This window comes from Streptomyces sp. CoH27, from assembly GCF_020181035.1.
GTDB classification, from domain to species: Bacteria; Actinomycetota; Actinomycetes; order Streptomycetales; family Streptomycetaceae; genus Streptomyces; species Streptomyces camelliae.
In genome coordinates, this window is record NZ_JAIQYY010000002.1 from 260886 (window position 1) to 286908 (window position 26023).

The following is a 26023-nucleotide window of genomic DNA, read 5'->3' on the forward strand; positions in this document are numbered from 1 at the left end:
CGGACGGTACTCCGGTCAACTCCCGTGCAGAAGAGGGCTTCAGGGCGACCCCGGTGACGCATGACGGCTGAATGGCGATCGTGTGACAGCGGGTGCTGTGGACAGGCCAGGGGTCACAGGGAATGAATAGGCTCCGGAAAGATCCACCGAACAGATCCACCGAACGGACTTGCATTCCCGACGACTTGGAGCTGACGTGCACCGCAGAATCATCGCGCCGGGCGCACTCGCGGCGGCCTCCCTCCTGCTGGCGATCCCGGCATCGGCCGCGAGCTACTCCCCCGGCGCGCCGGGCATCGGCGACCCCTACTACCCGTACTACGGCAACGGCGGCTACGACGTCTCGCATTATGACCTGAGGCTGCAATACCAGCCGAAGACGGACGAGCTGCAGGGCACGGCGACGATCCTGGCGAAGACCACCCAGGACCTGTCCAGCTTCGACCTGGACTTCCTGCTGGACGTCAGCGACGTACGGGTCAACGGCGCCGAGGCCGCGTTCACCACCTCCGGGCAGCACGAACTGGTCATCACGCCGAAGACGCCGCTGGCCAAGGGCACGCCGATCACCGTCGTCGTCCGGTACAGCGGGGTGCCGTCGACGAAGACCGCCTACGGCTTCAACACCTGGCACCGCACGCCCGACGGCGCCGTGGCCGCCGACGAGCCCGAGGCCGCCTGGTGGTGGTTCCCGAGCAATGACCACCCGAGCGACAAGGCCACCTACGACGTGTCGGTGGCCGTGCCGGACGGCACCCAGGCCATCTCCAACGGCACGCTGCAGTCGACCAGTTCGAAGCTGGGCTGGACCCGCTACAACTGGCGGCAGAACAAGCCGCAGGCGACCTATCTGGCCACGCTCGCCATCGGAAAATTCGACATCACCACCAGCACCTCCGACGGCGGTGTGCCGGTCGTCAACGCCTACAGCCAGGACCTCGGCGACAACGACGGCGCCGCGCGGGCGAGCGTGGAGCGCACCGGGGAGATCGTCGACTGGCTGAGCAACTACTTCGGGCCGTATCCGTTCAGCTCGGCCGGCGGGTATGTACCGAACACCACCACCGGGTACGCGCTGGAGACGCAGACCCGGGTGTACTACAGCCCCAAACAGTTCGCCAATGGCTCCAACACCTCCGTGGTCGTGCACGAGCTGGCCCACCAGTGGTACGGCGACGACGTGTCGCTCAAGGGCTGGAAGGACATCTGGATCAACGAGGGCTTCGCCCGGTACGCGCAGTGGCTGTGGTCCGAGCACGAGGGCGAGGGCACCACGCAGCAGCTGGCGGACTACGTGTACGCCTCACACCCGGCCGACGACCCGTTCTGGAAGGTCGAGCCCGGCGACCCGGGCCCGGACAACCAGTTCGACATCGCCGTCTACGACCGGGGCGCGGCCGCGATCCAGGCGCTGCGTAACGAGGTCGGCGACGACGCGTTCTTCGCCATCCTGAAGGGCTGGCCGAAGGAGCACGCATACGGCAACGCCTCGGTGGCCGACTTCCAGCGGTACGCCGAGCAGGTGTCCGGCAAGCCTCTTGCCGCGCTGTTCGACACCTGGCTGTTCCAGCCGTCGAAGCCGGCCGTGGCCGCGGCCCGCGCCGTGGCCCTGGCGAAGCCGGGTACGACGGTGGCCCAGCCGAAGTCGTGGAAGAAGATCGAGGCGACGAACGACCTCCACGACACGCGCGGGCACTGACCCCGGGGGCTCGGGGCGGGCCAGGGCCTCGGTGGCCGCGGTGCTCGGTGGCCTCGGCACGGTCACCCAGGGGCTCGGCCTAGGGTCTCGGCTCCGCCGCCCGCTTGAGCAGCCGGTCCCGGCCTATCGCGTCCGCGCGGGAGGCCGGGACCGTGCAGGCGTAGGCCCCGGCGAGGGCGCCGTAGCGGGCGCAGGTCGCGGGCGGCTCGCCGGTGAGGCGGCCGTAGAGGAACGCGGCGGCGAAGGCGTCGCCCGCGCCGTTGGAGTCGACCACCGGCGCGGGCGGGGTCTCGGCGGGCACCCGGCTCAGCTCGCCGTCGGCCAGCAGATACGCGCCCTCGGCCCCGGCGGTGGCGACGACGGTCCGGGCCCGGCCCTCACAGGCGATCCGCCGCATGGTCCGCTCGGGATCGGCCAGGGCGGCGGCCGACAGGAAGACGACATCCGCGGCGAGGGCGAACGGCTCGTGGTAGGGATTCTCGCCGTCCCAGTCGTGCAGGTCCGTGGACAGCGGCACGCCGGTCGCGGCCAGCACCGGCAGGGCCTCGGCGCAGGGCTGGGTGATGGTCACGTGGACGTGCCGGCTCGCGGTGGCGAGCGTGCGCAGCGTCTCCTCCGGGAAGCAGTCGCCGGGGCGGGCCCGGGTAGTGTCGTACAGGGACAGGCGGCGGCCGTCGGGACCGACGAGATTGACCGCGCGCTTGGTGCCGACGGGCTGCGGGAGCGCGGTGAGGGCGATGCCGTGCTCACGGTGCAGGGCGCGCACGAGGTCGCCCTCGGGGTCGTCGCCCAGCAGGTCGAGATGGTGGGTGCGCAGGCCGAGGGCGGCGAGTCCCAGCGCGACGAAGTCGCCCGTCTGTCCGGCCCGGGTGCGGATCCCGGAGTCGATCATGTAGCTGTCGGCGTACGGCAGGGGCAGCTCGGGAACATGGATGACCGTGTCGACCCCGGATCCGCCCAGCACCAGCACATCCGTCGCCTCACCCTGTGAGGTCATCCCCCGCCCTCCCCGTGGTCGTACACCGTCACCGTGATTCCGCGTTTCACCAGCCGCTCGCTGATAAGCGGTTCTATGCGGGACCACTTGCCGCCGGCCAGGCCGCAGCCTATGCGGGGCATGTGCACGGACGCGCCGCGTTCGGTCACCTCGTCTGCGAGGCGGGCGAGGGCGGTGTCGATCGCCTCGTAGCGGACGGGGACGCCCTTGCTGCCCGTCCTGATCCCGCGCTGGCCGATCATGTTGGCCACCCACACATACGGCTCGACCCGGACCAGCTGGACCGCGCCCAGGGCGAAGTCGTTGTGCGCGCGGTCGCGGTGCCAGGCGCGGTACGCCCGCTCCGGCTCCGGCCAGCGGCGCGAGAGGGCGAGGACGAAGCCCTTGCCCCAGCCGCCCAGGTCGTTGCAGACATGGGCGATCACCTTGGCGCCCTTGACCGACGGAACGGTGGCGTCACCCCGGATGTATGTGATCCCCGACATGACGCCACCGTAGGCGATGCCACTGACAGTGACTCTGACCTGCTACTTCGTCAGCTGCGCCAGTTCCTTGTCGGCGTTCGCGGACACCCGGCGGCGCACACCGAACCAGCCGGCGACCAGCATGACGGCGATCACCGGGATCAGCAGAATGGTCTTGCGGCCGACGTCGGGGTCGTTCCACATCATGCCGAGGCAGACCAGCAGGAAGGCGATCGTGGCGATCTCGGTGACGGGGCTGAACTTCAGCTGGAAGTGCGGCCGGGTCACCAGGCCCTCGCGGGCGCGGCGGACGAAGACCATGTGGCAGATCATGATGATCACCCAGGTGCTGATGATGCCGAGGGAGGCGACGTTCAGCACGATCTCGAAGGCCTGGCTGGGCATCAGGTAGTTCAGGCCGACGCCGAGCACGCAGACCGCGCAGGTCAGCAGGATGCCGCCGTAGGGCACCTGGCTGCGGCTCATCTTGGCGGTGAACTTGGGGGCGGAGCCCGCCATGGCCATCGAGCGCAGGATGCGGCCGGTGGAGTACAGGCCGGAGTTCAGCGAGGACATCGCGGCGGTCAGGACGACGAGGTTCATCACGTCACCGGCCGCCGGGACACCGATCTTGGACAGAACGGTGACGAACGGGCTCTCGTCGGCGGAGTACACCGAGCCGGGCAGCAGCAGCGCGAGCAGGACGACCGAGCCGACGTAGAACAGGCCCACGCGCCACATGATCGAGTTCACCGCGCGCGGGACGATCTTCTCCGGCTCGGCGGTCTCGCCGGCGGCCACGCCGACCAGCTCCAGCGCGGCGTACGCGAAGATCACGCCCTGCATGACCAGGACGACCGGCATCAGGCCGTGCGGGAAGATGCCGCCGTGGTCGGTGATCACGCTCAGGCCGGGGGTGTGGCCGCCGACCTTGTGCTGGGTGGCGAGCAGGAAAATGCTGACCAGCATGAAGCCGACGATGGTGGCGACCTTGATGATCGCGAACCAGAACTCCATCTCGCCGAAGATCTTCACCGAGATCAGGTTCACGGCGAGGACCACCGCGAGGGCGATCAGCGCCAGCACCCACTGCGGGATCGAGGTGAAGAAGCTCCAGTAGTGCGTGTAGAGCGCGATCGCGGTGATATCGGCGATGCCGGTGGTCGACCAGTTCAGGAAGTACATCCAGCCGGCGACGTAGGCGCCCTTCTCACCGAGGAACTCGCGCGCGTAGCTCACGAAGGAACCGGAGGACGGCCGGTACAGGACCAGCTCGCCCAGGGCGCGCACGACGAAGAAGGCGAAGACGCCGCAGACCAGGTAGGCCAGGGCGAGCGCCGGGCCGGCGTTGTGCAGTCGGCCGCCGGCTCCGAGGAGGAGACCGGTGCCGATCGCACCGCCGATGGCGATCATGTTGATGTGGCGGGCCTTGAGGTCCTTGCTGTAACCGGCGTCGCCCGCGTCCGCGGGCGTTGCGGCCGCCTGCGCAGGGGCTACGGCCTGTGCCGAATCCACGGCGTCCTTGCTCACGGGTGGTACCACTTTCCTGGTGCGCCCGGACCTCGTGGGCCCAGGGGGCTTGCTTTCTTGGCCCGCACCCTCCTGGTGAGTCGCGGTACAGACCAAGCCAGCAGCTTCCCAGAAAGATCGCCGGATATGCGGTGGCCCATGTCACAGAGCGTTACTTCTCACACGATCCACCCGGTGATCACAGACTGTTCACCACGGGTTTCACACTTCTGGTGAGACAGCGATACTGCTGCACATGACGACCGACGCGACGAGCGATACCGGGGAGCAGACCCTCACGATCGACGAGCTGGCCGCCCGCGCGGGCGTCACGGTCCGCACCGTCCGCTTCTACGGCAGCAAGGGGCTGCTCCCGCCGCCGGAGATCGGTCCGCGCCGGGTGGGCCGGTACGGCACCGGGCATGTGGCGCGGCTGGCCCTCATCGAGGAGCTCCAGCAGCAGGGCATGACACTGGCGGCGATCGAACGCTATCTGCGGCAGCTGCCGCCCGGCCTCAGCCCGCACGACCTCGCCATTCACCGCGCGGTCGTCGCCTCCTGGGCGCCGGACGCGGTGGACACCGTGTCCCGGCAGGAGCTGGAGCGGCGGGCCGGGCGGCCCCTGTCCGCCGAGGACGTGGAGCGGCTCGCCGCGATGAACGTCGTCATGGCGGCCGGCGACGACACCTTCCGGGTCGACTCCGGGCTGCTCCGGCTCGGGGTGCGGCTCCTCGACGTCCCGCTGTCGCAGGAGGCGATCCTCGCGGCGCGCACCGTGCTCATCGAGCACTCGCGCGCCGCGGCCCGTGAACTGTCCCAGCTCTTCCGCGGCGAGGTGGCCGAGCGTGCCGCGCGGGACGTGAAGTCCCTGTCGGCGCACATGCACCCGCTGGTGGTACAGGCGCTGCTGACGACGTTCCAGCGGTCGCTGCGGGAAGAGCTGAGCGAGTGGGTCACCGGGTCAGGAACGGACTGAGTCGGCGAACGGCTCCCCCTTCTCCGCCTTTTCCACGAGCAGCGCGGGCGGGGTGAACCGCTCGCCGTAGGTCTCGGCGAGCTGCCGCGCGCGGGCCACGAAGCCGGGCAGGCCCCCTTCGTAGCCGTTGATGTACTGGAGCACACCGCCGGTCCAGCCGGGGAAGCCGATGCCGAAGATCGAGCCGATGTTGGCGTCGGCGACCGAGGTCAGGACGCCCTCCTCCAGGAGGCGTACGGTGTCGAGCGCCTCGGCGAAGAGCATCCGCTCCTGCATGTCCCGGAACGGGATCTCGTACCCCGGCTTCGTGAAGTGCTCGCGCAGGCCCGGCCAGAGCGCGGCGCGCTTGCCGTCCTCGGTGTAGTCGTAGAAGCCGGCGCCGCCGCTGCGGCCGGGGCGGCCGAACTCGTCCACCATGCGGTCGATGACCGCCTCCGCCGGGTGCGCCGTCCAGGTGCCGCCCGCCTCCTCGACCGCCCGCCTGGTCTCATTGCGGATCTTGCGGGGGAGGGTGAGGGTCAGCTCGTCCATCAGGGAGAGCACCTTGGCCGGGTAGCCGGCCTGGGCGGCGGCCTGCTCCACGGAGGCCGGCTCGATGCCCTCGCCGACCATGGCGACGCCCTCGTTGATGAAGTGGCCGATCACCCGGGAGGTGAAGAAGCCGCGCGAGTCGTTGACGACGATCGGCGTCTTGTTGATCTGCCGGACCAGGTCGAAGGCCCGCGCGAGGGCCTCGTCGCCGGTGCGCTCGCCCTTGATGATCTCGACCAGCGGCATCTTGTCGACCGGTGAGAAGAAGTGCAGCCCGATGAAGTCGGCCTGGCGCTCCACGCCCTCGGCGAGGGTGGTGATGGGCAGGGTGGAGGTGTTGGAGCACAGCAGCGCGTCGGGCGCGACGACGGACTCGATCTCCTGGAACACCTTGTGCTTGAGCGCGGTGTCCTCGAAGACGGCCTCGATCACCGCGTCGCAGCCGGCGAGGTCGGCCACCTCGGCGGTCGGGGTGATCCGGGCGAGCAGCGCGTCCGCCTTCTCCTGGCTGATACGGCCCTTGGCCACGGCCTTGGCGCACAGCTTCTCGGAGTAGCCCTTGCCCTTGGCGGCCGCCTCCGCGGAGACGTCCTTGAGGACGACGTCGATGCCCGCGCGGGCGCAGGAGTAGGCGATGCCGGCGCCCATCATGCCCGCGCCGAGGACGGCGACCTTGCGAACCTGGCGGGGCTCGACGCCCTTCGGCCGGTTGGCGCCGGAGTTGACGGCCTGGAGGTCGAAGAAGAACGCCTGGATCATGTTCTTCGCGGTCTGGCCGGTGACCAGCTCGGTGAAATAGCGGGTCTCGATGGTGATCGCGGTGTCGAAGTCGACCTGGGACCCCTCGACGGCCGCGGCCATGATGTTGCGCGGGGCCGGGTAGGGCGCACCGTTGGTCTGCTTGCGCAGACTGGCCGGGAAGGCGGGCAGGTTGGCGGCGAACTTCGGGTTCGCCGGGGTGCCGCCCGGGATCTTGTAGCCGGGGACGTCCCAGGGCTGCTGCGACTCGGGGTGGGCGTCGATGAAGGCGCGGGCCTTGGCCAGCATCTCCTCCTCGGTGGCGGCCACTTCGTGGACCAGGCCGTTGTCCAGGGCGCGGCGCGGGTTGTACTGGGTGCCCTGGAGCAGCACCTTCAGCAGGGCGTCCGTGATGCCCATCAGGCGCACGGTGCGGGTGACACCGCCGCCCGCGGGCAGCAGGCCGAGGGTGACCTCGGGCAGGCCGATCTTGGAGCCGGGGGCGTCGAGGGCGATGCGGTGGTGCGAGGCGAGCGCGATCTCGTAACCGCCGCCGAGGGCCGCGCCGTTGATGGCGGCGACGACCGGCTTGCCGAGGGTCTCGATGCGGCGCAGGGCGTTCTTGATCTCGGTCGCGGTGTCGAAGACCTGCTGGGCGTCCCCGGGACCGGCCTTGATCATGTCCTTGAGGTCGCCGCCCGCGAAGAAGGTCTTCTTGGCGGAGGTGTAGATGATCCCGCGGATGGAGTCCTTCTCCGCCTCCGCGCGCGCGGCGATCGCCGTGATGGAGGCGCGGAACGCCTGGTTCATGGTGTTCGCGGACTGGTTCGGGTCATCCAGGACGAGGGTGACGACACCGGTGTCGTCCTGCTCCCAGCGGATGGTCGTGCTTTCGGTCATTACAGTCGTCTCCGTTGAAGTCGCTTGGTTCCGCCGGGAGTTCAGATGCGCTCGACGATCGTGGCGATGCCCATGCCGCCGCCGACGCAGAGGGTGGCGAGGCCGTAGCGCTTGTCCTGGCGCTCCAGTTCGTCCACGAGGGTGCCGAGGATCATCGCGCCGGTCGCGCCGAGCGGGTGGCCGAGGGCGATGGCGCCGCCGTTGACGTTGACCTTGTCCAGCGACAGGCCCATGTCCTTGACGAAGCGCAGCACGACCGCGGCGAACGCCTCGTTGATCTCGACCAGGTCGATGTCGTCGATGGTGAGGCCGGCCTTGGCGAGCGCCTTGCGGGTGGCGGGGGCGGGCCCGGTGAGCATGATGGTGGGCTCGGAGCCGGAGACGGCCGCGGAGACGATCCGCGCGCGCGGAGTGAGGCCGTAGCGCTCGCCGACCTCCCTGGAGCCGATCGCGACGAGCGAGGCGCCGTCGACGATGCCGGAGGAGTTGCCCGCGTGGTGGACGTGGTCGATCTTCTCCACCCAGTGGTACTTCTGCAGCGCCACGGCGTCGAAGCCGCCCAGCTCGCCGATGTCGGCGAACGACGGCTTGAGCTTCGCCAGGGAGTCGGCGGTGGTGCCGGGGCGCGGGTGCTCGTCGTGGTCGAGGACCACCAAGCCGCTGCGGTCCTTCACCGGGACCACCGAGCGGTCGAAGCGGCCCTCCTTCCAGGCCGTGGCGGCGCGCTCCTGGGACAGCGCCGCATACTCGTCGACGTCCCGGCGGGAGAAGCCCTCGATGGTGGCGATGAGGTCGGCGCCGATGCCCTGCGGCACGAAGTTCACGGCGAGGTTGGTCATCGGGTCGTTGAACCAGGCGCCGCCGTCGGAGGCCATCGGCACCCGGGACATCGACTCCACGCCGCCGGCGAGGACGAGGTCCTCCCAGCCGGAACGCACCTTGGCGGCGGCCAGGTTGACGGCCTCCAGGCCGGAGGCACAGAAGCGGTTCTCCTGCACGCCGGCGACCGTGTCAGGCAGACCTGCGGCGACCGCGGCGATCCGGGCGATGTCGGAGCCCTGGTCGCCGACCGGACCGACGACGCCGAGGACGATGTCGTCGATCGCGGCCGGGTCGAGACCGGGGAAGCGGTCGCGGATCTCGTGGATGAGGCCGACGACCAGGTCGATGGGCTTCGTCCCGTGCAGGGCGCCGTTCGCCTTGCCGCGGCCGCGCGGGGTGCGGATCGCGTCGTACACGTACGCTTCGGTGCTCACTGGTGTGCCTTTCGGAAAGGGTGGGCCGAGCGGGGTCGGTCGCTGCCTGCGACCGGGTCGTCGTTCACGAGTCGTCGTTCACCGTCGTCGGTATTCCCCAGTCCCGCACCACAGCCTCGGTGTCCGCGCCGGGCAGGGCAGGGCCGGTACGGACGGCGGTGGGGGTCGCGGAGAAGCGGGGGGCGGGGGCGGGCTGCGTGATGCCGCCGTGGTCGGTGAAGGTGCCGCGGGCGGCGAGGTGGGGGTGGTGCGGGGCCTCGCGCAGGGACAGCACGGGCGCCACGCACGCGTCGGTGCCCTCGAAGACGGCCGCCCACTCGTCACGGGTGCGGGCCTTGAAGCGGGCGGCGATCCGCTCGCGCAGCTCGCCCCAGCGGGTCCAGTCCTTGCGGGCGCCGGTCAGGTCCTCCAGGCCGAGCAGGAGCAGGAACTCCTCGTAGAACCGGCCTTCCAGGGCGCCTACGGCCATGTACTGTCCGTCTGCGGTCTCGTAGGTGCCGTAGTAGGGGCAGCCGCCGTCGAGGAGGTTGGCGGCGCGCCGGTCCTGCCAGCCGCCGGCGGCGAGCATGCCGTGGATCATCGCGGACAGATGGGCGGTGCCGTCGACGATGGCGGCGTCGACGACCTGTCCGGTGCCGGTCGCGCGCGCGTGGTGCAGGGCGGCGAGGACGCCGACGACCAGGTAGAGGGAGCCGCCCGCGTAGTCCCCGAGGAGGTTGGCGGGGACGGCCGGGGGCTCGTCGGGGCGGCCGATCATGCCGAGGGTGCCGGTGAGCGCGATGTAGGCCACGTCGTGGCCCGCGCGCTGGGCGAGCGGGCCGTCCTGGCCCCAGCCGGTCATCCGGCCGTAGACCAGGCGGGGGTTGCGGGCGTGGCACTCCCCGGGGCCGACGCCGAGGCGCTCGGCGACGCCCGGGCGGTACCCCTCGATGAGGATGTCGGCCCGCTCGGCGAGGTCCAGCACGCGCGCGGGGCCGTCCGGGGTCTTCAGGTCGACCACGACCGAGCGCTTGTTGCGGTTCGTGACGTCGTACGCGGGGTCGATCGCGAGGCCGGGGCCGCCCGGCCGGTCCACCCGGACCACGTCCGCGCCCAGGTCGGCCAGGAGCATGGCGGCGAACGGGCCCGGCCCGATGCCGGCCAGCTCGACCACGCGCACACCGGAGAGCGGGCCCTGCCCCGGCTTCGCTGCCGTCGTCATGCTCCAGCCCCCAAGCGTGTGTGACACAACTGATGTAACACCCGTGATGCTAAGAACGCGTTCCATCTGACACAAGACCTGAACGAGCAAGCGCTTAGCCAAGTGCCCGGCGCGTCGGGGATCACCCGAAGGGGTGAGAGGCGGGTGCGCCATGCGCCGGACCGGCCCGCTTCCGCCCCCGCTCGTCGCCGGAGTGCGGCCGGTCGTCGGAGCGCGCACTCCTCACGCTAGCCTCAGCCACCGACAACGGCGCGGGCCGCACGACCAAGGGGTGTCATGAGCAGGCTAAAAAGGACGGACCGTCCCTACGACCTCGTGCTTTTCGGAGCCACCGGCTTCGTCGGCACCCTCACCGCGGAGTATCTCGCGGCGCACGCACCGGACGATCTGCGCTGGGCGATCGCCGGCCGCGACGAGCGGAAGCTGGAGCGGCTGCGCGAACGGCTGCCCGGCGGCGCGGACATCGGCGTGCTGCGGGCCGACGTGACCGAACCGGCCACGCTGCGCGCCCTCGCCGAGCACGCGCGCGTGGTGGCGACCACCGTCGGGCCGTACGTGCTGTACGGCGAGGAGCTGGTCGCCGCCTGCGCGGACACCGGCACCGACTACCTGGACCTGACCGGCGAGCCGGAGTTCGTGGACCTGATGTACGTCCGGCACGACACATGCGCGCGGGAGACGGGTGCGCGCCTGGTGCACGCCTGCGGATTCGACTCCGTACCGCACGACCTGGGCGTGTACTTCACGGGCCGGCAGCTGCCGGAGGGGGTGCCGCTGCGGGTGGACGGGTACGTGACCGCCGACGCGGCCTTCTCCGGCGGCACCCTGGCCTCGGCGCTGAACCAGTTCGCCCGCGGCCGGCAGATGCTGGCCGCCGCGCGGGACCGGGGACGGCACGAGCCGCGGCTGCCGGGACGCCGGGTCACGGCGCCGACGGGCGCGCCGCGCTTCGCCGGGGAGGTGGGCGCGTGGGCGCTGCCGCTGCCGACCATCGACCCGCAGATCGTGCGCCGTTCGGCGCGGGCGCTGGAGCGGTACGGGCCGGACTTCCGCTACCGGCACTACGCGGCGGTGCGGCATCTGCCGGTCGCCCTCGGCGGGGTCGCCGCCGTCGGCGCAGCAGTGGCCGCCGCCCAACTGCCGCCCGCGCGGCGCTGGTTGTCGGGGCGGCTGGAGCCGGGGGACGGGCCGAGCGCCGAGAAGCGGGCGCGGAGCCGGTTCGCGGTGCGGTTCGTCGGAGAGGGCGGCGGCCGGCGGGTGTGCACGGAGGTCGCGGGCGGCGACCCGGGCTACGACGAGACGGCGAAGATGTTCGCCGAGGCGGCCCTGTCCCTGGCCTTCGACGACCTGCCGGAGACGGCGGGGCAGGTCACCACGGCGCAGGCGCTGGGCGACGCCCTGACCGGGCGGCTGCGCGCCGCGGGAATCACCTTCCGCGTCGCGGCCGGCGGGTGACCGCCCGCTGCCCAGCCTCCCCGCCTCCCCTCCGGTTTGAGACTTTGCCGCGAGGAAGTGGCGCCTGGCAGCTGACCTGCACGGAAAACTCTCACTGGGTCTTTCAATGAAACGATGGAAGTCTCAGTGTGCAGCACCGCAAGGAGGCGAGGAGAGCGTGAAGTTCGTGCTCGAAGTGACGGTGGACGAGGGCGCGTCGGCGCAGGACCGGGCGAGTGAGCTGGGCCGGATCCTGCGCTACTGGGGCGGCAATCTCCACCACTACGCCCTCGAACCGGGAGACGGCTCGGCCGTCTACGACTCGGCGTATCAGGAGGTCGGTGCCTGGCGTGTGGTCGCCGCCTCCTGAAGGGCCCGGCGGCACAGGGCGTCAGCCCGGCGGGTGGTCTCCGGCAGCCGGTAGCGCGGGGTCAGGGCGAGGGTGTGGGCCAGGGCGTTGTCCAGGCTCACCCGGTGGCCGACCGACACGAAGACCGGCTTGACGCCGTCCCGGGTGCGCAGGGCGCGTCCGACCTCCTCGGTTCCCGCGAGCAGCGGGGCGGAGGCGCCCCGCGCGGGGGCCGGTTCGTCGTACGTGAAGGTGAACGGGTTCTTGGCGACACCGAAGACCGGCAGCCCGGTAAGCACGCCCAGATGGCTGGCGAGCCCGAAGCGGCGCGGGTGGGCCAGGCCGTAGCCGTCGCACACGACCAGGCCGGGTGGGCACGGCAGCCGGTCCAGCGCGGCCCGGACGGTGGGGATCTCCCGGAAGGCGAGCAGCCCGGGCACGTACGGGAAGGACACCCGGCCCACGGCCGTCGCCTCGGCCACCACCTCCAGGGTGGCGGCGTCCAGCACGACGGCCGCCGCGGCGACGAGGTCGAGGCCGTCGTCGTAGGCGACGTCGACGCCGGTGACATGCCCCTGTCCCGGCGCCGGTCCGGGCTCGTCCAGCACCACCCGCCCGCGCAGCTCGTCCTGTACGGCGCGGGCCTCTTCCTCGGTCGCGGGCCAGCCCGCGGGTACGCCTACGGTCGTCATGGTGACCAGAACTGTACGGCCCGGGGTCCGTTGTCAGTGCCCGGGGGTAGCCTCATGATCATGTTCGTACTGGAGCTGACCTACACCGCACCGCTGGACGCCGTCGACGCCCTGCTGCCCGACCATGTGGCCTGGCTGGAGGAGCAGTACGAGAAGGGCTTCTTCCTGGCCTCCGGGCGCAAGAACCCCCGGGACGGCGGGGTGATCCTGGCCGTCGCCGAGCACCGTGCCGCGATCGAGGAGATCGTCGCGCGCGACCCGTTCAGCACCGGCGGCGCGTGCACGTACCGCGTCACGGAGTTCACAGCCACGAAGACGGCCCCCGAGCTGGACCGGCACCGCCAGACGCTGAGCTGAGCCGGCCCCGCGCTCAGCGTTCCAGCCGGGCCACCCTGCCCTGTTCGCCGGCCGCCCAGCAGCTCAGGTCGGGCGTGCAGGCCACGGTGTCGTACGAGCCGGTGTCGACCGTCCGCCAGGTGCGGCCGCCGTCGGTCGTCAGGTCGGTGCCGGTGGGGCCGACGGCGAGGGCGGCGGTGCGGCTGTGCGGCAGCCAGGCGGCGCCGGAGCGGTAGGCGGGCGGGGGTGTGGCGGCAGGGGTCCAGGAGGTGCCGCCATCGGCGGTGACGGCGGCGGCCTGGGGCGAGGGCTGGTCGGAGCGGTAGTCACCGCCGACGGCAAGGCCGTGGGTGCGGTCGCGGAAGGCGAGCACGAACACGCCCTTGGCCGGGTCGCCGGCCGGGACGGGGGTGTCGGCCGCCGTCCAGGTCAGTCCGCGGTCGGCGGAGTGCAGCACGCGCGCGTGGGCACCGCCGCCGGTGGCCAGCCAGACGTCCCGCGGGCCCGAGGTGACCAGGCACTGGCCGCTCGCCGCGAAACCGGCCTCGCCGGCCAGGGCGGGCGGCATGCCCGCGGCGGGCAGCACCCGCCAGGAGCGGCCTCCGTCGCTGGTGGACAGCATGCGGAACCGCCCGTCCACGGGGTCGCTCACGGCGAGGCCGTGGCGGCGGTCGAAGAAGGCCAGGCAGTCGTAGAAGGCGTTCGGGTCGGTGTTGCGGAAGGACTCGGTCCAGCTCGCCCCGCCGTCGTCGGTGCGGTAGACGCGGGAGGCCTCACCCTCACCGATGGCCAGCACCACCGCACGCCGCGCGTCGAACGCCTCCACGTCCCGGAACTGAAGGTCGCCCGCTCCCGGCGGGGAGACGTTCCGCCAGCCGGCGCCGCCGTCCGTGGTGCGCAGCACGGTCCCCTCGGTGCCGGCCAGCCAGGCGGTGCGGCGGTCGACGGCCGCGAGACCCCGGAAGCGGACCTGCGGCGTCCCGGGGTCCTTCGCCGCCCAGTGCACTCCCCCACCGCCCGGTCCGCGAGGCCCGGCCTCGGCCGCCGGGACGGTCAGCGCGGCCAGCGCTGCCCCGCACGCCACCCCCGCCGCCACCAGCCGGCCCGTCCGTCCCTTGCGTCGCGTGCTCCCCAAGCGCTTCATGGCGGGCGAAGCTAGCCCACCGAGCGGGCGCCGTCCAGGGGACCGACCGCCCGCCTGCGGGGCCAACTGCCCCTCGTCGCGGGGCGAACGGCCCGTCGTCGCGCGGCGGGCAGTGGGATTTCATCGTGCATGAACGCGGTGACCGAGGTCACTCGTACTCGGTGTGCACGCCCGGGCCGGATCCGTCGTCTCTACCCGTGCCGGGTGCCGCACATCCGGCCGTAGTCCAGCCGTCACGAGGGAGCAAGGCGTTGTCCACCGTCATCGAGCAGCCCGTAGAGGCCCGTCTCGTCGCCGCCGCACCGCGCATGCCGAACATTCCCGCCACGCTGCGCTACGACCGAAGCGACCCGTTCGCCGTCGTCATGACCTTCCCGGCCCCGGCCACCCTGGAAGGCGTCGAGGTGTGCTGGGCCTTCTCCCGCGAGCTGCTGATCGCCGGGCTGCAGGGGCCCGAGGGCCAGGGGGACGTCCGGGTGCGGCCGTACGGCTACGACCGCACGGTGCTGGAGTTCCACGCCCCCGAGGGCACCGCCATCGTGCATGTGCGCTCGGGCGAGATCCGGCGCTTCCTGGCGGCGGCCGACGAGCTGGTGCCCGTCGGCCTGGAGCACCTCCAGTTCGACCTGGACCACGACCTGGCCGAGCTGATGCGGGACGCCTGCTGACCGTCACGCCCCGCACCGAGGGGGCATTTAATCCCGTTGACAGCCGACGGGCCCCCTCCTAGCGTTTACCCCGGTCCTGTTGCCGTCGATTGGAGAAGGACGTTGCTCGTCTGAGGTCCTGAGGCATCGCGTCGCACCGGTGAGGTGTGTGCGCGGCGTACGACCTCGGCGTCCGAGCCGTCCTCCGGCACAGGCCGTTTTTTCATGGCCTCCTCGTGCCCCAGACCCTTCGGTTCCCGCCTCGCGGTGTCTCCAGATGCGTCCACCCGACCGCACGCACCTTCCTTGCGAGGCCTCCATGTCATCCTCTCTCACCTGTACGTCCCTGACCTTCACCTGGGCCGACGGCACCGCCGTCTTCGACGGCCTCGACATCGCCTTCGGTCCCGGCCGCACCGGGCTCGTCGGCGTCAACGGGTCGGGGAAATCAACCCTGTTGAAGCTGCTGGCCGGGGAACTCACCCCGACCGACGGCACCGTCAAGACGGCCGGCGAGGTCGGCTACCTCCCGCAGAACGTCACCCTCGACACCACCCTCCGCGTCGACCAGGCCCTCGGCATCGCCGGGAAACGGGCCGCGCTGCACGCCATCGAGGCAGGCGACGTCGCCGAGGAGCACTTCGAGACGGTCGGCGACGACTGGGACGTCGAGGAGCGCGCCCTGGTCACGCTCGGCGAGCTCGGTCTCGGCCACATCGGCCTGGACCGCACCGTCGGCGAGGTCTCCGGCGGCGAGTCGGTGCTGCTCCGGCTGGCCGCGCTGCTGCTGCGCCGCCCTGACGTGCTGCTGCTGGACGAACCCACCAACAACCTCGACCTGTACGCGCGCCGCCGGCTGTACCAGGCCGTCACCGCCTGGCCGGGCGTGCTCGTCGTGGTCAGCCACGACCGGGAACTGCTCGACCTGGTCGACCAGATCGCGGACCTGCGCTCCGGTGACGTCACTTGGTTCGGCGGCAACTTCTCGGCCTACGAGGAGGCCCTCGCCGTGGAGCAGGAGGCCGCTGAGCGGATGCTGCGCGTGGCCGAGGCGGATGTGCGCAAGCAGAAGCGCGAACTCGCCGACGCCCAGGTCAAATTGGCTCGCCGCAAGCGGTACGGACAGAAGATGTACGAGCAGAAGCGCGAGCCGAAGATCGTCATGGGTGCCCGCAAACGCGCCGCCCAGGAGTCCGCGGGCAAGCACCGCATCATGCACGAGGAGCGGCTCGCCGAGGCACGCGAGCGGCTGGACGAGGCGGTGGAGGCCGTACGGGACGACGACGAGATCCGCGTCGAACTGCCCTACACGGCCGTACCGCCCGGCCGTCAGGTGCTCACCCTGGAGAACCTGGGGCTGGCGTACGGGGCGCGCGTCGAGGGGATCCTCGATCTGCGCGGCCCGGAGCGGATCGCGCTCGTCGGCCGCAACGGCGCCGGGAAGACGACGCTGCTGCGGACCGTCGCCGGGGAACTGGCGCCGGCGGCCGGCGAGGCACGCGCGCACGTGCCGCTGCGTTTTCTGCCCCAGCGGCTGGATGTGCTGGACGACGAACTGACCGTCGCCGAGAACGTGGCCCGGTTCGCGCCGGGCGCCACCAACAACCGGATCCGGGCGCGCCTCGCCCGCTTCCTGTTCCGGGGCGCACGGGCCGACCAGAAGGCGGCCACCCTGTCCGGCGGCGAGCGGTTCCGGGCGGCCCTGGCCGCGCTGATGCTCGCCGAGCCGGCACCTCAGCTGCTGCTGCTCGACGAGCCGACCAACAACCTCGACATGGCGAGCGTGCGGCAGCTGACCTCGGCCCTGGAGTCGTACGAGGGCGCGCTGCTCGTGGCCAGCCACGACATGCCGTTCCTGGAATCGATCGGCATCACCCGCTGGCTGCTGATGGAGGAGGGAGAGCTGAAGGAGACCACACCGCAGGACGTCGGGTGATCCCGCCGGGCCTGGGGACCGATAGGGCGGGAGCGGCACGGTCGCGACGTCTCAGGAGGGGCACAGCCTGACAACGAGGGTTTTGCCCTCGCCCGAACGGGCTGCATGATGCTGAAACCGGCGCCGCGATCACCGGCGCCGGAAACCGCACCACCGATTCGAAAGGCCCCTCGTGCCCAGCAAGAAGGCCCTCGTCCGCCGCCCCAGCCCCCGCCTGGCCGAAGGCCTGGTGACGCACGTCGAGCGGGAGAAGGTCGATGTGGGGCTCGCCCTGGAGCAGTGGGACGCCTACGTCGAGGCCCTGCGCACGCACGGCTGGGAGACGATCGAGGTCGACCCGGAGGACGACTGCCCGGACTCGGTGTTCGTGGAGGACACCGTCGTCATGTACAAGAACGTGGCGTTGATCACCCGGCCCGGCGCCGAGTCCCGGCGCATGGAGACCGTGGGCGTCGAGGAGGCGGTGGCCCGCCTCGGCTGCTCGGTGAACTGGATATGGGAGCCGGGCACGCTGGACGGCGGCGACGTCCTGAAGGTCGGCGACACGATCTACGTCGGCCGGGGCGGGCGCACCAACGCGGCCGGCGTGCAGCAGCTGCGGGCCGCCTTCGAGCCGCTGGGCGCGCGCGTGGTGGCCGTCCCGGTGAGCCGGGTGCTGCATCTGAAGTCCGCGGTGACGGCGCTGCCCGACGGCACGGTGATCGGGCACATCCCGAAGCTGGACCGGCCCTCGCTGTTCCCGGGCTTCCTGTCGGTGCCTGAGGAGTCCGGCTCGCACGTGGTACTGCTGGGCGGCCACACCCTGCTGATGGCGGCGAGCGCCCCGAAGACTGCGGAGCTGCTGACCGATCTCGGCCACGAGGTCGTCACGGTCGACATCAGCGAGTTCGAGAAGCTGGAGGGCTGTGTGACCTGCCTCTCGGTGCGCCTGCGGGAGTTGTACGCCTGACCGCGCGATCCCGTCACTCCAACGGTCCTGGGACCTCGCCGTCCCAGGACCGTTTCGCATGCCGCTGCGGGGAACACGCGGCGCTTCGAAAACCTGTGCCAGGGGTGCTGATCAGCGATCTTTACAGTGAACTTAACCTACGGCTTCGTAACCTACGGATTCGTAGCCTACGATCTCGTAGGTTTCCCGGCACCGCTCGCCGGACCGCCCCCTTCCCTCCCTTCTTGCCCGGCGTCCCCCTGGAGTTCCCGTGACGATCACCACCCCTCACCTCGGCAGCCCGTCCGCCTGGACCGACGCGCGGCTGCTGTACGCACTGGAGGAAGTGGTCGAGAAGGAACTGAACCGGCATCTGCAGGTCGCCAAGGACTGGATGCCGCACGAGTACGTGCCCTGGAGCGACGGCCGCAACTTCCCGGGCCTGTTCGAGGACGGCGAGGCCTGGGACAAGGACCAGTCCAAGGTGACCGAGATCGGCCGGATCGCCCTCGTGGTCAATCTGCTCACCGAGGACAACCTGCCGAGCTACCACCACGAGATCGCCACGCTCTTCGGCCGCGACGGCGCCTGGGGCACCTGGGTGCACCGCTGGACGGCCGAGGAGGGGCGGCACGGCATCGTGATGCGTGACTATCTGCTCACCTCGCGCGCGGTGGACCCCGACAAGCTGGAACAGTTCCGCATGGCGCACATGAGCGAGGGCTTCGAGTCCGACAACGGGCACTCGATGCTGCACTCGATCGCCTACGTCGCCTTCCAGGAGCTGGCCACCCGGATCTCCCACCGCAACACCGGCCACCAGTCCGGCGACCCGGTCTGCGACCGCATGCTCGCCCGCATCGCGACCGACGAGAACCTGCACATGGTCTTCTACCGCAACCTGCTGAAGGCCGCGTTCGAGCTCGCGCCGGACCTGACGATGCAGGCGGTCCGGGACGTCGTGGTGAACTTCCGGATGCCCGGCCACGGCATCCCCGGCTTCGAGCGGGCCGCCGCGCAGATGGCCATCGGCGAGGTCTACAACCTGCGCATCCACCACGACGACGTCCTGCAGCCCGTGCTGCGCTTCCTGAAGGTCATGGAGATCGACGGCCTCGGCCCCGAGGGCCGTCAGGCGCAGGAGGAACTCGGCCTGTTCATGGGCGGGCTGAACGCCGAGGCCCTGAAGTTCGACGAGAAGCTGGCCGCGCGCAAGGCCCGGATGGCGGCGCGGGCCGCGAGCTGACCTCGGGCCGGCCGGTGTCAGGCCGGTGTCAGTGGGAGGTCCGGCGCAGGGCGAGGCGCTCCTTCTCGGAGAGCCCGCCCCAGACGCCGAAACGCTCGTCGTTGGCCAGGGCGTAGTCCAGGCAGGCCGGGCGCAGCTCACACATGGCGCAGATGCGCTTCGCCTCGCGCACCGAGCTGCCGGGCTCGGGGAAGAAGAAGTCCGGCCCGGTCTGGGCGCACAGGGCCTGTGCCTGCCAGGTGTCGTCGGCCGGGGTGATCGTGTCGAAGTGCATGGGCAGGATCGTGCCCGGCGGCGAAAAACATTCGATCAACGCCGGCTCAACGTCTCCGTCACGGTCTCCGTCACGGTTGCGGCCACCCCGATCATGCGCCCCGGTCTTGCCTGGTGCACGGCGGCGCGCGGGGCGTGTGCGAGGTGCGTACGGGGTGGGCTTCAGGTGATCCTCCGGCGGCGAGTGTCAGTGGGGGGTGCCAGACTCGGCAGTGCAGAGGACGGGACCCTTTTCGAGGAGGGCGAAGATGCTCACCACCCGTTTCGTCGACGGCGCCCCGGACTGGATCGATGTCACCACGTCCGACATCGACGGCGCCCGCTCCTTCTACGGCGGTCTCTTCGGCTGGGAGTTCCGGTCGGCGGGACCGGACGCCGGCGGCTACGGCTTCTTCCAGCTGGGCGGGAGGACCGTGGCGGGCTGCGGGCCGGGCGGCCCCGAGCAGGGCCCGCCCACCTGGACGGTGTACTTCCAGAGCGCGGACGCCGACGCCATGGCCAAGGCGGCCGAGCAGGCCCACGGCAGCGTGCTGCTCCAGCCGGTGGACGTGATGGGCCAGGGACACATGGCGGTCCTCGCCGACCAGGCGGGCGCGCCGTTCGGGATCTGGCAGCCCGGCCGCACCACGGGTGTGGACGTGGCGAACGAGCCGGGATCGCTGTGCTGGGTCGAGCTCTACACACCGGACGTCGCGGCGGGCGCGGCCTTCTACCACAAGCTGCTCGGCCTGGAGACGTCCTCGGTGCCGTTCCCGGGCGGGCTGTACACGTGCGTCAGCCCGGCACATGCCGATGAGGACACGATGTTCGGCGGCATCATGCCCCTGTCCGAAGCCCCCGGCGCGGCGGCTGACCACCCGCACTGGTTGCCGTACTTCGAGGTGACGGACACGGACGCCACGGCCGACAAGACGCGGGAGCTCGGCGGCACGATACGCATGCCGGCGACGACCCTGGAGGGCGTCGGCCGCATGGCCCACCTCACCGACCCGTACGGCGCCCACTTCGCGGTGATCCGGAGCGCATCACAGCAAGGCTGAGCCGGGTCGCAGCCGGTTCGTCGGTTCGGCTGGGTCTGCCGGTTGAACAGGGTGGCCTGGACGGGGCGGGGCGGGCCCGTCCGGGGCTACGCGGAGGCGCGGCGGATCAGGGTCGTCGGGAGGATGACGCCGCCGGTGGGCGGCGGGTCCGCCTGCGCTGCGGCGCGATCGCGGGCGCCGGGCAGGCCGCGCAGCAGCAGGCGGGCCATCAGGCGGCCCATCCCTTCTATGTCCTGACGGACCGTCGTCAGCGGCGGATCGGTCTGCTCGGCGACGGGCAGCATGTCGTCGAAGCCGATCACGGCCACGTCCTCGGGCACCCGCCGCCCGCTCGCGCGCAGCACGCGCAGCGCACCGAGCGCGCTCAGGTCGTTGGCGGCGAACACGGCGTCCACGTCCGGGCAGCGGTCGAGGAGTTCACGCATCGCGCGCTCACCGCCGGCCGGGGTGAAGTCGCTCTCCACGACCAGCCGGGGATCGTTCCCGCCGGGCACGTCGGCCATGACGTCCCGGTATCCGTCGAGCCGGTCCACGGCCGAGGTCTGGTCCAGGGCGCCGGTGAGGTGGGCGATACGCCGACGGCCGAGGTCCACGAGATGGCGTACGGCCGTGCGGGCCCCGCCCCGGTTGTCGGAGTCGACGTACACCACGCCCCCGTCGACGCCCGCGCGGCCGTCGGCGCTCCAGCCGGGCCGCCCGCCGAAGACGGTGGGCACACCGGCGTCGTGGATGAGACCGGGCAGCGGATCGGCGAGGTGCAGCGAGAAGACGAGCGCGCCGTCTACGTGTCCGCCGGCGAGATACCGGGCCACGCGCGCGTGGTCGTCGCGGCCCTCGGTGAGCAGCAGCACCAGCTGGTTGTCGTGGGCGGTCAGCTCTTTGCTGATGCCGCGCAGTTGGAGGGCGAAGAAGGGGTCGGCGAAGACCCGGGTCTCGGGCTCGGCGATGACGACCGCGACGGCGTCGTGCCGCCGGGTCACCAGGCTGCGCGCCGCCTGGTTGGGGACGTAGCCCAGCTCCGCCACCGCCTGCCGGACCCGCTCGGCCAGCGACTCGCGCACCCCGTCCCCGCCATTGACCACACGCGACACGGTGGCCCGGGACACACCGGCCCGCGCGGCAACGGCCTCCAGCGTGGGGCGCGGCACTGCGTCGGTCACGTCGGGACTCCTCATCGGCGGCTGCCGGTCAGGATAACCGCGAGGTGAGACCGCGGTCGGAGCGGCAACGGCGGCCAGGGCGGGGCGGGTTGCACGGCAGGGTTGCACGGCATCGGCCCCATGCCCCTGGGTGGTGACGCAGTCCGGGCAGGGCGGAATGCGCGCCATATGGGCGATGGACGGAACGGAACGGAATGGAATGGAATGGAACAGGGTGCCGGACCCGATCGGCCGGCCCGAGTGCCCATGGCGTCAGCCCGGCAGGGGGCGTGCCCCGTGACGTGAGCCCGGCAGGGGGCGTGACCCATGACTTCAGCCCGGCAGGGGCGCGGCCCGTGACGTGAGCCCGGCAGGGGGCGTGCCCCGTGACATGAGCCCGGCAGGGGGCGCGGCCCGAGGCTTCAGCCCAGCAGGTCGATCGTCGCCCCCACTCCCCGGCGCTCGGCTTCCCGCCAGGCGAGCCAGGTGAGGGCGAGGTCCTGCCAGGGCAGCCCGACCGGGGCGTACACCGTGCGCTGCCCGGCCGAGGTGCGCCCGGGGCGGGTGCCGCGCAGGACGTCGGTGAGGGTGGCGTCGGCGGTGGTCCGGGCGAGCCCGGGCGCGGCCAACGCGCCCATTCCGGCGGCGAGTTCCTCGTCGTCCACGACGAGCAGTGCGGCGTCCAGCAGGTCGGCGGCGAGTTCCCGTTTGCCGGGCTCGTCGGTGCCGAGGCTGGTGAAATGCTGGCCGGCGCGCGTGTCGGCGAGGGCGAGCAGCGGTGTCCGGGACCAGGTCGCGAGCAGGACGATGTCGGCCGCCTCGGCCACCGCGACCGCGGAGTCCAGCACTCGGCCGCCGTGCCGTGCGGCGAACACGGCGGCTCGCTCGGCGTCCGTGTCGTGGACGACGAGCTCCCGGGGCCGGTGCTCACCGGTCAGGCCGCGCAGCGTCAACGCGGCCTGGGCGCCCGCTCCGATCACGCCGAGGATCTCGTACCCGGACGGGGCCAGCAGCACAGTCCCGAGGGCGGCGGCCAGCCCCGTCCGCCAGGCCGTGACGGTCGCCGAGTCCAGCAGCGCGAGCAACTCCCCGTCCGCGCCGCTGTGCAGGCAGATCACCCCGCGCAACGCGGGCCGGGCCGCGGGGAACTTGGCGTTCACCTTCACCGTGTAGGCGTCGATACCGGGCAGCAGACCGGGGATGAGCGCGGTGGCGGTGCCCGGGAACGGCAGGTCGGTGCGGACCCGCCGGCCGGGTACGGCCGCCGCACCGGCGGTGCGGAAGCCGTCGCGCAGTGCGGCGAGACAGGCGGCGGGCTCCAGCAGGGCCTCAAGGTCGCTTCGGCTCAGGACACGGGTCATCTCCGCATGATCACCCGCCCGTGGTGGCGTTGTCAGTGCCGTGGTGCACGCTGTGATCAGTGGCGGGACGGGCGCCATGAACCGTCTCTGCCGGCGGATCGTAGCCGCGTGCGAGGACCGGCGGACCGGCTGAGGAGGGACCGGGCCGGCGCGATCAAGACGCTCCCTCCCGGCGCGCCCGGCTCGGCTGGACCCGTTTTGGTTCGCCCGGCATCTTCGGGTACTCCGGCGGGTACGGCAGATCGCCGAGGCCGTGGTCGTGTTCGTCGCGGCGGGCCAGTTCCAGCAGGGCGTCCAGGGAGTAGGCGTGGTCGTCCATGTCGGCGTGTACATCGCCGACTTCGGCGAAACGGGCGGGCATGGTGGCGAGGTCGAAGTCGCGGGGGTGGACCGAGCCGACCTCCTCCCAGCGCAGCGGTGCAGAGACGGGGGCGTGCGGCAGGGGCCGTACCGAGTAGGCGGAGGCGATGGTGCGGTCGCGGGCCGTCTGGTTGTAGTCCAGGAAGATACGGCTCCCCCGTTCCTCCTTCCACCACTTGATCGTCACCCGGTCCGGCATCCGGCGTTCCAGCTCGCGGCCGACCGCGATCGCGGCGCGGCGCACCTGGGTGAAGGTCCAGCGTGGTGCGATCGGGACGAAGACGTGCAGGCCACGGCCGCCGGAGGTCTTCGGCCAGCCGCGCAGTCCGCCGAACTCGTCGAGGACGGCGCGCAGTTCGTGGGCGGCGCGGACGGCGTCGGCGTAGTCCGTGCCGGGCTGCGGGTCGAGGTCGATGCGGAGCTCGTCGGGGTGGTCGACGAGGGTGCGGCGCACCGGCCAGGGGTGGAAGGTGAGCGTGCCGTACTGCGCGGCCCACACCACCGCGGCCTCCTCGGTGGGGCACATCTCGTCGGCGCTGCGGCCGCTGGGGAAGGTGATGTGGGCGGTCGGGATCCAGTCGGGCATGCCCTTGGGGGCGCGCTTCTGGTAGAACCACTCGCCGTCGATGCCGTCCGGATAGCGCTGGAGGGTGGTCGGCCGGTCGCGCAGGGCGCGCAGGATGCCGGGGCCGACGCAGACGTAGTACCGGGCGAGGTCCAGCTTGGTGAAACCGCGCTCGGGGAAGAAGACCTTGTCCGGGCTGGACAGCCGTACGGTCCGGCCGGCCACCTCCAGTTCCACCGCATCACCCATGCGGCCACGGTAGGCGTACCCCGCACCGTGCGCACACCGGGCACACGGGTACGTATGCGAGCAGAATCAGAGGCATGGATCTGCCGGTGATGCCGCCCGTGAAACCCATGCTCGCCAAGTCCGTGGCGACGATCCCGCCGGGTATGCACTACGAGGCGAAATGGGACGGGTTCCGGGCGATCGTGTTCCGTGACGGATCCGACATCGAAGTGGGCAGCCGTACCGGAAAGCCCCTGACCAGGTACTTTCCCGAGCTGGTGGGGGCGCTGCGGGAACGGGTGCCGAGGCGGTGCGTGCTGGACGGGGAGATCGTGATCGCGCGGAACGGGCGGCTGGACTTCGACGCGCTGACCGAGCGGATCCACCCGGCGGACTCCCGGGTGCGGATGCTGGCCGAGCGGGCCCCCGCCTCCTTCGTCGCCTTCGACCTGCTCGCGCTGGACGACGAGTCGCTGATGGAAGCGCCGCTGACCGACCGCCGCGCCCTGCTGGACCGGGCGCTCGCCGCATCGACCCCGCCGGTGCATCTGGCGCCCGCGACGACGGACCTCCAGGTGGCCGAGCGGTGGTTCGAGCAGTACGAGGGCGCCGGGCTGGACGGGATCGTCGCCAAGCCGCTGACCCTGCGCTATCTGCCGGACCAGCGGGCCATGTTCAAGATCAAGCACGAGCGTACGGCCGATGTCGTGGTGGCCGGGTACCGCTTCCACAAGAGCGGCCCGGTGGTCGGCTCGCTGCTGCTCGGGCTGTACGACGACCACGGCAGGCTCCAGCACGTGGGCGTCTCGGCCGCCTTCCCGATGAAGCGGCGCGCCGAACTCGTCGAGGAGCTGGAGCCGTCGCGCATGGCCGACGTGACCGGGCATCCGTGGGCGGCCTGGTCGGACGAGTCCGCCCATGAGACGGCCCGGCTGCCGGGCGCGCCGAGCCGCTGGTCGGGCACGAAGGACCTGTCCTGGGTGCCGCTGCGGCCGGAGCGGGTCGTGGAGGTGGCCTACGACCATATGGAGAACGGGCAGCGCTTCCGGCACACCGCCCGCTTCCGCCGCTGGCGCCCGGACCGCACACCGGAGAGCTGCACCTACGCCCAGCTGGAGGAGCCGGTGCGGTACGACCTGGCGGAGATCCTCGGCCAGCCGGGCCCGCCGGCCCCGCCCGCGCCCCTCCCGAGTCACGGCCCGCACCCGAACGGCCCACCTGGCGCGCACGACCGTAAATGATCGGGTGGGGCGGGAGCTGCGCCGCACCCCGGCAGCTCCCGCCCCACCCCGACACCCGCCCCGACGCCGACGCGTTCGGCGAGGGGTGCCGGATCACCGCCGCCGTGAAGATCGGCAACGCGGAGGTGCTGCGCGACGGGCGGTACGAGTTCAGCTGCCGACGCGGCAGCCGGCCGGCCTTCGCCCCGGCCAGGTCCGGGTGGTCTTCGCCCCGCCGCCCGTGAGCCCTGTGCGAAACGCCACGAGCCCTGCGCGGAATGCCGTGAGCCCTGCGCGGAACGCCGTGAGCCCTGTGTGCAACGGTGAGGTCAGCCCCGAGCCGCGATCGGTTCCGCCGGATTGCGCAGGCCCTCCGCCGCATCCGCCACCCGCCGGATCAGATCGAAGAAGACGGTCTGCTCCTCGGCCGAGAGGGGCGCGAGGAAGACCTGGTTCATCCGGGCCGTGCGCACGGTGAGCTTGCGGTGGGTGCGCAGACCGTCGTCGGTGAGACGGAGCAGGAACCGCCGACCGTCCTCCGGGTCGCGGACCTTGGTGAGCAGTCCCCGGCGGCCGAGCCGGCTGATGACCTCGGCGATGGTCGACCGGTCCAGGCCCACCCGCTCGCCCACGGTCCGCTGGTCGAGGCCGGGCTCGGCGACGAGTGCGTTCATGACGGCGAACTGCGGCGAGGTGATCTCCTCGGAGACCATGGTGTTCCACAGCAGGTAGTGCGCCTGCTGGAGCCGCCGGGCCAGATGCCCGGGATGGGTGCCGAGATCCACGGCGGCCATGCGCGCTCCCCTGATCGATTAGTCGGTGTACTGAACGATAACCGGCGATGGACCCGCCTG

24 protein-coding genes and 1 pseudogene are annotated in these 26023 nt (G+C 71.7%); 12 read left to right on the plus strand and 13 right to left on the minus strand.

Going from position 1 to position 26023, the window contains the following annotated elements:
- Positions 1-196: 196 nt before the first annotated feature.
- Positions 197-1699: a M1 family metallopeptidase gene (locus tag LE548_RS04010; protein WP_225095199.1), complete on the plus strand. Its 1503-nt coding sequence runs from the start codon at positions 197-199 to the stop codon at positions 1697-1699.
- Positions 1700-1778: 79 nt separating this feature from the next.
- Here the strand turns inward: LE548_RS04010 and LE548_RS04015 are convergent, their stop codons facing one another.
- Genes LE548_RS04015 through LE548_RS04025 form a run of 3 tightly spaced genes read right to left on the minus strand, consistent with a single transcriptional unit; the run spans position 1779 to position 4690 of the window.
- Positions 1779-2696 (minus strand): PfkB family carbohydrate kinase, encoded by a 918-nt coding sequence (locus tag LE548_RS04015; RefSeq protein WP_225095200.1) that lies wholly within the window; start codon positions 2694-2696, stop codon positions 1779-1781.
- Entirely contained in the window at positions 2693-3181 is a 489-nt protein-coding gene (locus LE548_RS04020) for a macro domain-containing protein (protein ID WP_225095201.1), read from the minus strand. Before LE548_RS04020 ends, LE548_RS04015 begins: the two co-directional genes overlap by 4 nt.
- A 42-nt stretch (positions 3182-3223) precedes the next feature.
- On the minus strand, positions 3224-4690 hold the full coding sequence (locus LE548_RS04025) for an amino acid permease (RefSeq protein WP_225095202.1): 1467 nt from the start codon (positions 4688-4690) through the stop codon (positions 3224-3226).
- A gap of 235 nt (positions 4691-4925) precedes the next feature.
- Between LE548_RS04025 and LE548_RS04030 the strand changes: the two genes are divergently transcribed.
- On the plus strand, positions 4926-5645 hold the full coding sequence (locus tag LE548_RS04030) for a MerR family transcriptional regulator (RefSeq protein WP_225095203.1): 720 nt from the start codon (positions 4926-4928) through the stop codon (positions 5643-5645).
- Here LE548_RS04030 and LE548_RS04035 read toward each other — a convergent pair.
- The 3 genes from LE548_RS04035 to LE548_RS04045 all read right to left on the minus strand — a co-directional run bounded on the left by LE548_RS04035 (position 5631) and on the right by LE548_RS04045 (position 10271).
- Positions 5631-7814: a 3-hydroxyacyl-CoA dehydrogenase NAD-binding domain-containing protein gene (locus tag LE548_RS04035; RefSeq protein ID WP_225095204.1), complete on the minus strand. Its 2184-nt coding sequence runs from the start codon at positions 7812-7814 to the stop codon at positions 5631-5633. The two genes, LE548_RS04030 and LE548_RS04035, sit on opposite strands and share 15 nt — an antisense overlap.
- Before the next feature lie 41 nt (positions 7815-7855).
- Positions 7856-9070: an acetyl-CoA C-acetyltransferase gene (locus LE548_RS04040; protein WP_225095205.1), complete on the minus strand. Its 1215-nt coding sequence runs from the start codon at positions 9068-9070 to the stop codon at positions 7856-7858.
- A 64-nt stretch (positions 9071-9134) separates the two neighbouring features.
- Positions 9135-10271 carry a CaiB/BaiF CoA-transferase family protein gene (locus LE548_RS04045; protein ID WP_225095206.1) on the minus strand — a complete coding sequence of 379 codons (1137 nt, stop codon included), beginning with the start codon at positions 10269-10271 and terminating at the stop codon, positions 9135-9137.
- A 276-nt stretch (positions 10272-10547) separates the two neighbouring features.
- Here LE548_RS04045 and LE548_RS04050 point away from each other — a divergent pair, with 276 nt between their 5' ends.
- Both LE548_RS04050 and LE548_RS04055 read left to right on the plus strand, forming a co-directional pair.
- Positions 10548-11726, plus strand: coding sequence for a trans-acting enoyl reductase family protein (locus LE548_RS04050; RefSeq protein ID WP_225095207.1), 1179 nt, complete (start codon positions 10548-10550; stop codon positions 11724-11726).
- 157 nt (positions 11727-11883) lie between these two features.
- Positions 11884-12075, plus strand: a complete 192-nt coding sequence (locus tag LE548_RS04055) for a hypothetical protein (protein ID WP_225095208.1) — start codon at positions 11884-11886, stop codon at positions 12073-12075.
- Here the strand turns inward: LE548_RS04055 and LE548_RS04060 are convergent.
- Positions 12036-12746, minus strand: a complete 711-nt coding sequence (locus LE548_RS04060; protein WP_225095209.1) for an endonuclease V — start codon at positions 12744-12746, stop codon at positions 12036-12038. The genes LE548_RS04055 and LE548_RS04060 overlap by 40 nt on opposite strands.
- Before the next feature lie 60 nt (positions 12747-12806).
- On the opposite strand from LE548_RS04060, the gene LE548_RS04065 reads away from it, so the two are divergent.
- A complete protein-coding gene (locus LE548_RS04065; RefSeq protein WP_225095210.1) occupies positions 12807-13103 on the plus strand; it encodes a YciI family protein in 297 nt (98 codons plus the stop codon).
- A 13-nt stretch (positions 13104-13116) separates the two neighbouring features.
- Here the strand turns inward: LE548_RS04065 and LE548_RS04070 are convergent, their stop codons facing one another.
- Positions 13117-14226: an oxidoreductase gene (locus tag LE548_RS04070; protein WP_225095211.1), complete on the minus strand. Its 1110-nt coding sequence runs from the start codon at positions 14224-14226 to the stop codon at positions 13117-13119.
- Positions 14227-14477: 251 nt separating this feature from the next.
- On the opposite strand from LE548_RS04070, the gene LE548_RS04075 reads away from it, so the two are divergent.
- From LE548_RS04075 to LE548_RS04090, 4 genes are all read left to right on the plus strand, one after another.
- On the plus strand, positions 14478-14894 hold the full coding sequence (locus tag LE548_RS04075) for an SsgA family sporulation/cell division regulator (RefSeq protein ID WP_225095212.1): 417 nt from the start codon (positions 14478-14480) through the stop codon (positions 14892-14894).
- Positions 14895-15192: 298 nt separating this feature from the next.
- The gene (locus LE548_RS04080; protein WP_225095213.1) at positions 15193-16809 is read left to right on the plus strand and encodes an ABC-F family ATP-binding cassette domain-containing protein; all 1617 of its coding nucleotides are present in this window, start codon (positions 15193-15195) and stop codon (positions 16807-16809) included.
- 172 nt (positions 16810-16981) lie between these two features.
- Positions 16982-17758, plus strand: coding sequence for a dimethylargininase (ddaH, locus tag LE548_RS04085; protein WP_225095214.1), 777 nt, complete (start codon positions 16982-16984; stop codon positions 17756-17758).
- 250 nt (positions 17759-18008) lie between these two features.
- The gene (locus LE548_RS04090) at positions 18009-18983 is read left to right on the plus strand and encodes an acyl-ACP desaturase (RefSeq protein ID WP_225095215.1); all 975 of its coding nucleotides are present in this window, start codon (positions 18009-18011) and stop codon (positions 18981-18983) included.
- 28 nt (positions 18984-19011) lie between these two features.
- Here the strand turns inward: LE548_RS04090 and LE548_RS04095 are convergent, their stop codons facing one another.
- Positions 19012-19257, minus strand: coding sequence for a WhiB family transcriptional regulator (locus LE548_RS04095; protein ID WP_225095216.1), 246 nt, complete (start codon positions 19255-19257; stop codon positions 19012-19014).
- 247 nt (positions 19258-19504) lie between these two features.
- On the opposite strand from LE548_RS04095, the gene LE548_RS04100 reads away from it, so the two are divergent.
- Positions 19505-20296: a VOC family protein gene (locus tag LE548_RS04100; RefSeq protein ID WP_225095217.1), complete on the plus strand. Its 792-nt coding sequence runs from the start codon at positions 19505-19507 to the stop codon at positions 20294-20296.
- A gap of 86 nt (positions 20297-20382) precedes the next feature.
- Here the strand turns inward: LE548_RS04100 and LE548_RS04105 are convergent, their stop codons facing one another.
- The 3 genes from LE548_RS04105 to ligD all read right to left on the minus strand — a co-directional run bounded on the left by LE548_RS04105 (position 20383) and on the right by ligD (position 23970).
- The gene (locus LE548_RS04105; RefSeq protein WP_225095218.1) at positions 20383-21456 is read right to left on the minus strand and encodes a LacI family DNA-binding transcriptional regulator; all 1074 of its coding nucleotides are present in this window, start codon (positions 21454-21456) and stop codon (positions 20383-20385) included.
- 401 nt (positions 21457-21857) lie between these two features.
- Positions 21858-22796: an ornithine cyclodeaminase family protein gene (locus tag LE548_RS04110; RefSeq protein ID WP_225095219.1), complete on the minus strand. Its 939-nt coding sequence runs from the start codon at positions 22794-22796 to the stop codon at positions 21858-21860.
- Between the two features lie 154 nt (positions 22797-22950).
- Positions 22951-23970 (minus strand): non-homologous end-joining DNA ligase, encoded by a 1020-nt coding sequence (gene ligD / locus LE548_RS04115; protein ID WP_225095220.1) that lies wholly within the window; start codon positions 23968-23970, stop codon positions 22951-22953.
- 74 nt (positions 23971-24044) lie between these two features.
- Between ligD and LE548_RS04120 the strand changes: the two are divergent.
- Positions 24045-25109 (plus strand): annotated as a pseudogene (locus LE548_RS04120) (ATP-dependent DNA ligase); the annotation flags it as partial.
- 77 nt (positions 25110-25186) lie between these two features.
- A complete protein-coding gene (locus LE548_RS04125) occupies positions 25187-25414 on the plus strand; it encodes a hypothetical protein (protein ID WP_225095222.1) in 228 nt (75 codons plus the stop codon).
- Between the two features lie 84 nt (positions 25415-25498).
- Here LE548_RS04125 and LE548_RS04130 read toward each other — a convergent pair whose 3' ends face one another.
- Complete coding sequence (locus LE548_RS04130; protein ID WP_225095223.1) at positions 25499-25963, minus strand: MarR family winged helix-turn-helix transcriptional regulator; 465 nt, start codon at positions 25961-25963, stop codon at positions 25499-25501.
- Positions 25964-26023 lie beyond the last annotated feature (60 nt).